Origin of the sequence: Chamaesiphon sp. GL140_3_metabinner_50, assembly GCF_025361915.1 — a bacterium.
GTDB lineage: Bacteria > Cyanobacteriota > Cyanobacteriia > Cyanobacteriales > Chamaesiphonaceae > Chamaesiphon.
In genome coordinates this window covers 1-10,558 of sequence record NZ_JANYJC010000264.1, presented here as the reverse complement: position 1 = coordinate 10,558, position 10,558 = coordinate 1, and the positions used below count along the sequence as shown (strand labels likewise).

General features: G+C 45.6%; 6 protein-coding genes. 3 read left to right on the top strand and 3 right to left on the bottom strand.

Annotation, left to right across the window (positions count from 1 at the left end; genetic code table 11):
* Positions 1-1,762: excinuclease ABC subunit UvrC (gene uvrC, locus Q0R35_RS13235; RefSeq protein ID WP_366944888.1), on the bottom strand; the 1,762-nt coding region annotated here is incomplete at its 3' end.
* 280 nt (positions 1,763-2,042) lie between these two features.
* Between uvrC and Q0R35_RS13230 the strand changes: the two genes are divergently transcribed.
* The 3 genes from Q0R35_RS13230 to recF all read left to right on the top strand — a co-directional run bounded on the left by Q0R35_RS13230 (position 2,043) and on the right by recF (position 8,462).
* Entirely contained in the window at positions 2,043-4,289 is a 2,247-nt protein-coding gene (locus Q0R35_RS13230) for a polysaccharide biosynthesis tyrosine autokinase (protein ID WP_295618901.1), read from the top strand.
* 447 nt (positions 4,290-4,736) lie between these two features.
* Positions 4,737-7,103, top strand: a complete 2,367-nt coding sequence (locus Q0R35_RS13225) for an ATP-dependent helicase (protein ID WP_295618897.1) — start codon at positions 4,737-4,739, stop codon at positions 7,101-7,103.
* Positions 7,104-7,349: 246 nt separating this feature from the next.
* Complete coding sequence (gene recF / locus Q0R35_RS13220; protein WP_295618894.1) at positions 7,350-8,462, top strand: DNA replication/repair protein RecF; 1,113 nt, start codon at positions 7,350-7,352, stop codon at positions 8,460-8,462.
* Here the strand turns inward: recF and Q0R35_RS13215 are convergent.
* Together Q0R35_RS13215 and Q0R35_RS13210 are read right to left on the bottom strand one after the other, a co-directional pair.
* Positions 8,459-9,244: a glutathione S-transferase family protein gene (locus Q0R35_RS13215; protein WP_295618891.1), complete on the bottom strand. Its 786-nt coding sequence runs from the start codon at positions 9,242-9,244 to the stop codon at positions 8,459-8,461. The genes recF and Q0R35_RS13215 overlap by 4 nt on opposite strands.
* A 14-nt stretch (positions 9,245-9,258) precedes the next feature.
* Positions 9,259-10,461: an ABC transporter permease gene (locus tag Q0R35_RS13210; RefSeq protein WP_295618888.1), complete on the bottom strand. Its 1,203-nt coding sequence runs from the start codon at positions 10,459-10,461 to the stop codon at positions 9,259-9,261.
* Positions 10,462-10,558 lie beyond the last annotated feature (97 nt).

The following is a 10,558-nucleotide window of genomic DNA, read 5'->3' as shown; positions in this document are numbered from 1 at the left end:
CATCGTCGAGATAGGAGCGGGTTTGTTTTTGGCTGCGCTGTTGGCGGTGGAAGGTAATGGCAAAACGGTGCGATTCATCGCGCACGCGCCGCAACAGTTGAACGCCCGGTTGGTCGGCTTCGGTGGGTAGTGGTAAACTTTCGCCGGGGACGAATATTTCTTCTTGTTGTTTGGCAAGGCTGATAATCGACATTTTATCGGTTAAATTTAGATCCTCTAAAACATTCATCACGGCGGATAATTGACCTTTACCACCATCGATTAAGACGACGTTGGGAAAATCGGGATCTTGGGTATTGACACCGCCTGCATACTTGCGAAATCGCCGTCTGGCAATCTCGGCATGACTGGCATAATCATCGGAATGTCCGATCGTAATTTCAGGGTTTTGGATTTTATAATGGCGATAGTGTTGCTTGGCGGGTAAGCCATCGATAAAGACAACTTGGGAAGCTACCGCATTGGAGCCTTGAATGTGCGAAATATCGAACCCTTCTATCCGACGCGGTAATTTGGGCAAGCCGAGAATTTCGGCGAGATCTTCGAGGGCGTTGGCATTGCGCTCTGTTTGGCGTTGGAGGCGTGCTAGTTCGTGAATGGCGTTTTTCTCGACCATCTCGATTAGCTCGGCTTTAAGCTGCCGCTGGGGGTTAACTAGGGTTACTTTCCGACCTTTCCGATCGCTTAAATAACTAGCTAAGATTTCACCTTCGGGAAGTGGATGTTGGACGAGAATTTCGGTCGGTATTTCTACTGAGTCGGCAGCTTGGTAATGAGCTTCGAGGACGCTTTGCAAGATCGCGCCTAAATCTGCGGGGGATGGCTCTGGAGTTTCGAGATCTGCGGTGAGCGATTGGACTTGGGCGGTAAAACCCAATCTCCCAACTAATTTACCCGCCCGAATTTGAAATAGTTGCACGCAAGCGGTTTTAGCATCGGCGGCTAGGGCGATCGCATCGCGAGAGATGGTATCGTCAGATAGTGAGACTTTTTGGTCGGCATTAAGGGCGGTGAGGTTATTAAGCCTGTCGCGAATTAGTCCGGCTTGCTCGAAATCTAGTTCCTCAGCGGCTTTGTCCATTTGGGATGTGAGGGTTTCGATTAATTCGCCAGTGCGCCCTTGAAAAATCATCGCTACTTTTTCGACGGTTTGGCGATATTCAGCAGGCGCAATTAAGCTTTGGCACACGCCGGGACAGCGACCGAGATCGTAGTTCAGGCACGGACGATCTTTAAATAGTGGTTGGGGTCTTTGTCTGAGTGGGAATGTCCGCTTGATAGTGTATAGTACATTTCTAAGCAGATGGGCATCGGTATACGGCCCATAATATTTGTCTTTACCCTTACCGAGCCGCCGATTGCGCGTGAGAAAAATCCGGGGATAGTCTTCCGACCAAGTGATGACAATATAAGGATATTTTTTATCATCCTTGAGCAGGACGTTAAAATATGGCTGATGCTGTTTGATCAGATTGGCTTCGAGAGCCAAGGCTTCGGCTTCGCTATCGGTGACGATAAACTCGATGTCTGCCACCTGACGCACCATCATGGCAATCCGAGGCGTATGATTGCTAGCTTCGCGAAAATAGGAACGCACGCGAGAGCGGAGTTTTTTAGACTTACCGATATATAGGATGCGATCGGTCGCATCTCGCATAAAGTAAACTCCAGGTTCGGGGGGGATTTCTTGCAATCGCCGTTCCAGATGAGCCGAACCTGTAGGAACGATCGCAGCGCGATCTAGTAAATTTTCTTCTAGCACGAATAGTAACCTTCTGCAATAGAGATCGACACAATCCCAGCATTCTTACTGAATAAATATAACATTGTCACCCTAGTGTATAGAACGATCGTCTCAGTACGGAGATCCTCATTGCCTTTAATTACGCAATTCGATAGTATTTGCAACTAATCGATGTTATCGATCGACTCAATTAGTCGATTTAGCTGGGCTGATTTACGTTTAAATGCGGATACGAGTAGCTAAAGTCGCAGTGTTAGAATATGAGGGAGTATACACACAGTCACCCGCATAAAGCATTATGGATGAAATTGCACAATATTGGCTAGTACTCAAACGTCGTTGGCTACCTGCTTCCCTAGTTTTGGCCCTTACTACTGCGTTAGTGACGTTTTGGACTCTTCAGCAAGTAGAAATATTCCAATCCAAAGGACAGGTTATCCTTAAAAAGACTAATAGGACTAGTGCCTTGTTGAGTAGTGCCACCAATGCTGCTGGCGGAGGGGTTGGGGAATTAGATGGTTTAACCGGGAGTACGCCCGTCAACACTCAAGCAGAAATTCTCAAGTCGCTAACCACAATTAATGGTGTACTTAAAGAACTCAGCGAAGGTAAATATAAGAATAGACCCGAACGCAAGCGTCTAGAAAAGTTTATCGCCAAATCTGACACTTTCGTTCAACAACTCAAAGTTAGCAGCATTAAAAATACCGATATTCTTGAAGTCACATTCCAAGATCCTAGCAAGGAATTGGCACGAGATGTGGTCGAGAAAATCATGGAAGTTTATATCCGTGACGACCAGAAGAACCAACGTCGGGAAGCCGAAGCCGCACGTAAATTCGTGGCTCAAGAACTGCCCAGAATCGAAGGTGAAGTTAAAGCATCAGAGAACGATCTGCGATTATTTAAAGAGCAGTATAATGTTGTCGATTTACCGACAGAATCTGTCAAAGCAGTCGAAACGATCACTAACCTCAACAAAGAAATCACTTCTGCTTCTGCCCAACTAGCCGCCGAAACCTCTAGATTAGAAGGACTCAAGGCATTATTTGGCGGTAGAGACGCTCAAGCTACCATTCAATCTGGACTGGTGAGTGAGTCGCCAGGATTGCAGAAATCCCTCAAAGAACTGCAAGAAATTGAAGCTAAAATTGCGATCGAAAAAACTCGTTTTAGCGATAACGATCCGAGCATTCTCAACCTCAAAGAGAAGCGTCAAGCCTTGGTTGAAATCCTGCAAAAACGGTTCAAACAAAGCTTAGTTGGCGACAAACAGTTCCAAGGTAAAATCGTCGAACTCCAACCATCGGGGATTCAGGGTAACCTAATTGCGGATTTTGCCAAGAGCGAAGCGCAACGGACGAGCTTACAAAAACAGATTTCCGCACTGGTATACGTCGTCGATGCCTACAAGCAACGAATGAACGCACTGCCAAAACTAGAGCAACAGCAAAACGCCCTCGGACGCAAAGTCGAAACCACGCGGACTAACTACAAGACACTCTTGAGCAAACTTCAAGAAATCGAGATTGCCGAAAACCAAACCCTCGGTAACTCTAGAATTCAAACCCATGCTGAGTTACCCCAAGAAGCTCTCTCGCCCAAAAAAGCCCAAAACATTGCCATCGGCGGTTTCTTGGGTCTATTCTTAGGTGCGGCGACAGCCTTCTTGCTCGATGGTACCGACAAACGGATCAAAACATCCGAAGAAGCCAAAAACTTACTACCTGGTTACCCCATCTTGGGACAAATTCCCGTATTTGAAAAAATGCGTCAATTACCCAAACTCGGTAAAGGTAGTCCCAGAACTCCAGGTCAACTGGTGTTAACAGGGATGACCACTGGCATCGAGGGTGAATCCTTCCGGATGTTGCAAACTAACCTGCAATTCTTGAACGCCGATGATAGCCTCAAAGTAGTCGTCGTATCTAGCTCCCAAGCTGGAGAAGGTAAATCGACAGTTGCAGCCAACCTCGCCCTCGCAGTCGCCGAACTCGGCAAAAAAGTCCTGCTGGTCGATGCAGATATGCGGAAACCCGCTCAACATCTGATCTGGAGACAAAGCAACTACGAAGGACTCAGTAACGTTCTCAGCGGACAGTGCGACCAAAAAGCCGCTACTCATGAAATCCAGCCCAACCTGTATCTAATGACTGCTGGTGTCGTACCTCCCAACCCAGTCATCCTCATCGATTCAGTCCAAATGAGTACGCTCATCGGTCAGTGGTCGCAAGATTATGGTTTGGTAATTATCGACGCACCACCATTAACTGTAGCTGCGGATGCGGCAATTTTAGGCACTCAAGCAGGCGGACTGGTATTCGTCCTGCGTCCGGGTATTGCCGATAAGGAGTCTGTCGATTACGCTCAAGAAATTGTCAACCAGTCCAAGCTCAAAGTGTTGGGAATGGTACTCAATGGTGTCGATCTCGACAAGCAGAGCCGTTACAATCATTACTACTACTCGTCTCAGACGGCTAGAAGTGAAGAAGGGAATGTGGGTTCTAAGTTATTGACTGGTACTACTACTAATCGCACTCGTTAAGACTTAGGTCTTTACACTAGTTAGATTGAGTCAATTTAATCGATAACATAGAAATAGGGTGTGAGGTTGCTCGCACCCTATTTCTATTAAGCTTAAAGATAAGGTCGTCCATCATCTATTCCCTAACTTCCATAGCAGGATTTCGTATTTAACGTGAGTTTCTCTTGTGGGAGAGGCTGTGCCGAAGGGTTAAGGATTTCCAATCCATGATTCCTAGCTTTGTTTCGGCACCGCACTGAACTGGAAGTTCGGGCTAATAGCTCAAGTTCTCTAAAGAGAACTGCCAAATTGATTAGTTCACTTCAGTGAACTTTTGCTATTAGCCCCTGCTTGGTGCATTTTCATGGACGGGGAACCCGTCCGAAAATGCATCCGCAAATTCATTTCAGGGCGGTGTTTGAGCGAAGCAAATCGATTTTCCTTATCCCGAACTCAGGTTATTTAGCCATGCCCACCTTATCTGCGCTCCATTCGGACAACATTACTCAATCTCAAGCTGAAATTATCGCCCGCTGGCGGTCGGGATTGCGGCTGGGACAGCGGACATTAGCAGATTGGCGAGGGGGACTTTTGGCTGTATCGGCAGTGCCTGGAGCGGGGAAATCGCACAGTATGGCGGTAGCCGCCGCGATTACTATCGCCAACCAAAAATTGCATCAACGGCATCAGTTAGTAATTGTCACCCTGACTCGATCGGCAGCAGCGAATATTAAGGATAAAATTAAGAATTGTCTGAAAGAATTGGGCTTACCGCCAATCGGGTATAGCGTGAATACAATCCATAGTTTGGCACTGAGTATTGCTAGCAAGCATCCAGAGCTATCGAAATTAGATTTAACAGACCGCACTCTGGTGATGCCATCTGTCAATCATAAACTGATTGAAGAGACCGTTCAAAGTTGGTTGAGTCGGTACCCGAATAGTTACCGCCAGCTTTTACTAGGCGAGAGCTTCGATGGTGAAGAGACAGAGCGATTGCGCCGTCAGTCGGCATTACGGACGGAAATATTACCCAGCTTGGCATTTACCGCCGTCCGCGAAGCTAAAAGTTCGGGCTTATCGCCAGCAGATTTGTGGGAGATTGCCAAATTATATCCCGTTGGCGCAGCCCCTCGGAACGAGGATCGGTATGATATTTTGAGCATTGGGGCTGGACTCTACGAGGCTTACCAAGAGCTGCTAATTAGTAAAAGTTATTCAGACTACGATGAGATGATTGTGGGGGCACTGCGGGTGATGCAAGACCCCGCCGCGCGACGATTGTGGCAGCAGCAGGTTTATGCGGTATTTGAAGATGAGGCACAAGATTCTAGTCCCCTTCAAGAAAGATTATTGCGTCAATTAGCAGGTATTCCTAATTCACCCGAACTTCCACCCAATCTCATTCGGGTGGGAGACCCCAATCAAGCGATTAATTCTACCTTTACCCCTGCCGATCCTCGGTATTTTCGGGAGTTCTGTCAGGAGTGTAGCGAGATTGTCAATGTAGATAAAACTTCGCGGCTGGAAAAGATGGAGCAAGCCGGACGCAGTACGCAGATAATTATGGATGCTGCCAATTTTGTGCTCGATTGGGGGAATGAATTGCTCCAGCCACCTGCGGCTACGGCTGAGGGAGCCAGCCAACCAGACTCTCATACCGAGTCTGTATTTTGGCTACAAACTATTCGTCCGGTATCGCCTGGAGACGCACAACCCAATCCACTCGCCCAAGATAATGGGGTAGAATTACATGTACCGATCGATATCTATGAATCTGTTCGATCGATCGAGCAAAAATTGACACCGTTATTTAAAGCCAATCCTGGAGCAAATGCGGCAATTTTAGTCCGTGAAAATCGACAGGCAAAATTCATATTCGATCGATTATCAGATTGGAAACGCTTGCATCCCGGCATTAAAATATTTGAAGCTGGGGAAGGAGATCGAACTTCTAAAATTCCTGGCGAAATTCTGGCGTTAATGCAATTTATGACGCGACCGCATTCACCAGAATACCTTAAATCCGTACTCAAAATCTTATTAAATCGCAAATTAATCGACGCACAAGACCTCGATGCACTAGCAGTATTCCCCGAACGGTTTCTGTATCCGAGTATTCTCGAAACTCCGCAGACAGAGACAGTATTAAGAGCGCGAAATTTGTGCTGTGAATTATTACGCGCTAGATTGAGCTTACCACCCGATCGACTGATTAGTTATTTAAGCGATCGATTGAACTATCAAGCCAACGAATTAGCCACAGCAGATAAATTAGCCGATCGGATTTCGATGCAAACGTACGGACGCAGCTCGATTTATAGTACGATCGAAGTGCTGCAAGAAATTGTCACCACCGAAGGCTTTGAAAATATCGACGATGGTTCGGAATCTCGCTATACAGCTTCGGGACAAGTGACGATTATTACCATGCACAAGGCGAAGGGGTTAGACTGGGATTATGTGTTTATTCCCTTTTTAAACGATCGCATCCCTGGACAATTATGGACTCCGCAAGGTGCTAAATTTTTAGGCGATTTTAGTTTAGCAGAAGTAGCCCGCGCCAAAATTCGCGCTCATTTACATCACCAATCTTTACCGACACCTAAAGATGCGTGGAATCTGGCAAATTATCTCAAACAAGGCGAAGATCTGCGATTATTATATGTGGCGATTACTAGAGCCAAAAAGTTATTATGGTTGGCATCAGAGAAAGAGGCTCCATTTTTATGGAATCGATTTAATTGGCAACAGGGAGATAGATTGCAAGAGAGTAAACCATCGCCATTATTTACTGCTTTATGCAAGAAATTTCCGCAGTTGGTAAAAAGGTGAATGATGCATAGTCCTTTACCCCACCCCAGCCCTCCCCTTATAAAGGGGAGGGAGCAAAGCCCCCCTTTATAAGGGGGGGGTTGGGGGGTAATTCAACCTCAAACGAAGATTGGTAGGTTGGGTTTCATTCTGGTTGATGAGCGTGTACTGAGCGACAGCCGAAGTATAGCCGAACTGCAACCCAACCTACCCGAAAAGATTTGTCTTTTCGCTCCTTGCTCCCCAATCCCCCATCTCATCAATCTCGTGTTTTTAAATCGTCTTCATCTGCGTAATTTTCGGAACTATCAGGAACAGGAAATTGTTTTTTCTGCCCCTAAAACTATTTTACTCGGAGATAATGCCCAGGGTAAATCTAACCTATTAGAAGCAGTAGAATTACTATCTACACTTAAAAGCCATCGAGTCACGCGAGATCGGGATTTAGTACTGACAGGAGAAACGGAGAGTAAAATTACCGCTCGATTAACGCGCAAGCATGGCGAGATCGATTTGGCTTTATTATTAAGAGATAAAGGTAGACGAACGGCAATTGTCAACCGCGAAAATCTCAAACGACAACTCGATTTTCTAGGAATATTGAATGCTGTTGAATTTTCTGCACTAGATCTAGATTTAGTTCGGGGTAACCCAGAAACTCGCCGCCATTGGATCGATGCCTTATTATTTCAGATTGAGCCAGTTTACGCACATATTTTACATGAATACCAGCGAATATTAAAGCAGCGTAATAGTTTGCTCAAACAGGCAGAGCAAAGATCGTTAGATTCCGCAGAATTAGAATCTTGGAATCATCAGTTGATTATCACTGGTACTAAAGTAATTCGGCGACGGATGCGAATTATCGACAGGTTGACACCAATTGCGAGTACCTGGCATACTAAAATTAGTAAAAACACTGAAAGTCTTAAAATTAATTATACGCCTAACATCAACGCTTTAGAAAACACACCCGAATCGATCTATCAGGCATTTAGCGATCGATTGCAGCTACGTTTTATTGCCGAACAAAGTTTAGGTAATACATTAGTCGGCCCCCATCGCGACGAAATCGAACTTACAATTAATGATACTCCAGCTAAAGCTTACGGATCGCAAGGGCAACAGCGCACCCTCGTTTTAGCACTTAAATTAGCCGAGCTAGAATTAATCGAACAAATCGTCGGTGAGCCACCATTATTACTCCTCGATGATGTCTTAGCCGAACTCGATTTAAACCGTCAGAATCAACTGCTTAGTGTCATTGAAGATCGCTTTCAGACATTAATTACGACTACCCATCTCGGTGCGTTCGATGCCAAATGGTTAAACTCATCACAAATTCTCCAAGTTCGATCGGGTAATATTATTCCAACCTAACTGCTCAGATTCGCGATCGCATTAGATTTTACCGAATTACGTCGATGTTCTGCATACATCCGCAGCCCAAATTTGCCCGCTGAGGTGCCTTGAGCAGTGCGAATATCAGTTGACATCTGAGGAGGTAAAGACTCCAGCGGAGCGGGCGAAATATGGTGTTCTGGGGGCTGAAGGATCGGTGCGGCTAGTGCAGCAAAAGTAATGTCGATCGCTGAAAATCGATCGCCGAGTAAATACTTACGTCCATCTGCTAAGATCCGATCGACTCGATCGAATACACCTTTAATTTCTCGGTAAGATTCTGCCCCTGATGTGGCGGTAATATCCAAGTTCTGCTTGAGAATCGCACCTACTTTCGGAAAGATAACTGGAAATAATAATTTCTCCCAAAATGGTACACCAAGTGTCCATCGGGGATAGAGTAACTCAGGGGTGAGAACATAAGAATATCCCCAGCGGCGAGTATGTACTCCTAAGGTGTTATTAAATAGTATTTCTAGCTCTGTGCCGAGCAACTGTAATTGTGGATCGATCGGATATAATCGTTCGGGATAAAGTCTATCTAAATATCGTAATATATCGGTAGAATCAGTCGCCGCACCTGTATCTGTTATTAATACCGGAACGCTAGTTCCGCCATACTTTTTAGTAGCCCCCCGATGGAATGGTGGCATGTGTGCCAATTCTTTAAAAGGAATTTGTAAATAATCTAATCCCCACCGGGCTTTTTCGCTGTAGTGGCTGACAGGAATGGTAACTAGTCGAAAGTTTTTAGGCATCATAATTTACTAGACTGCTACTCTTTAATTTCCACTTTAGTCGAAGATCTTTGGAGGTTGCGAGGATCGAGAGCATCGCGTAAACCATCGCCGAGCAGATTAAAAGCTAAAACCGTGAGGATGATTAATAATGCTGGCGGCCAAATTAACCAGGGTTGGAAAATGAGAATCGAGGTATTAGTTGCCACCGAAAGTAAATTACCCCACGATGGATCTGGCGGTTGGATTCCCAACCCAATTAAACTCAAAACCGACTCTGAGACAATAAAACTCGGAATAGCTAGAGTTGCCGAAATAATTGCATAAGTCGCCGTTTGGGGAATTACATGGCGGAGAATAATGTATAAAGGTTTAGCACCCATCGCGCGGGCTGCTTGGACGAATTCTCGTTCCTTAATCGATAGTACCTGACCGCGAATCACTCGCGCTAGTCCCGCCCAACTAATAAACGAGGTAATAATAATAATTAATAAAAAGCGTTGAGAACTGCTAACGCGATCGGGTAATACCGAAGCTAGCGCAACTAATAGATAAAGACTCGGCAAAGTCATTAAAACTTCAGCAACTCGCATAATGACTGCATCGATCCAGCCGCCAAAATAGCCCGATATCCCACCTAAAATCATCCCAATGGGAAAAGATATCAAAACGCCAATTAGACCGATGAATAGGCTGATTCTACCCCCATAGACGATCCGACTGAATTGATCTCGCCCCTGTTCGTCGGTACCGAGTAGATTTAATTTTCCCGCGCCTGTAGTTCCAAATAAGTGCCAATCGCAGGGAATCCCTTCAAAAATTTTCAGCTCTTGAGCATCGGTTTTAGTTTTGACAATTGGGGCTTTACCTTTGCTTTTCTTACTAGTCGCCGGATCGAATTTGGGAATTAGAGGAATACTTACGGTGAATAACTTATAGCTATCGCCGCGTACGAATAAGTTAATGGGAGATGGCTTGGTAGTGTCGGTTTTGAGTAAGCGATCGCCTGTATTAATATCTGTGCGACCCTGGGTGGTAGGATAAACGTATGCGCCCCAGTTACCTTGGGGATCCGTCCAGTGGATGGCGGTTGGTGGTAGCAATGAGCCATCATCTTGAGATACATAAGGATCGTACGGAGCCACAAATTCGGCAGCAATCACCGACAGATACATCAAGATTAGAACGATCGCGCCCGCTTTTGCTAGTCCATTTTGCTTTAATTGTTGCCACCAATTCATGTAATTTACATCTGAATTAACTCGCCACCTTTATCTTACTGCGTAGATGGTGATGGTTAAGTTATTTGAGTTGCTGCGTAGTCCCTTACCCCACCCC

Coding starts and splice junctions, on each gene's coding strand:
- Q0R35_RS13230 (WP_295618901.1), top strand. CDS start 2,043: ATGGATGAAATTGCACAATATTGGCTAGTACTCAAACGTCGTTGGCTA.
- Q0R35_RS13225 (WP_295618897.1), top strand. CDS start 4,737: ATGCCCACCTTATCTGCGCTCCATTCGGACAACATTACTCAATCTCAA.
- Q0R35_RS13215 (WP_295618891.1), bottom strand. CDS start 9,244: ATGATGCCTAAAAACTTTCGACTAGTTACCATTCCTGTCAGCCACTAC.
- Q0R35_RS13210 (WP_295618888.1), bottom strand. CDS start 10,461: ATGAATTGGTGGCAACAATTAAAGCAAAATGGACTAGCAAAAGCGGGC.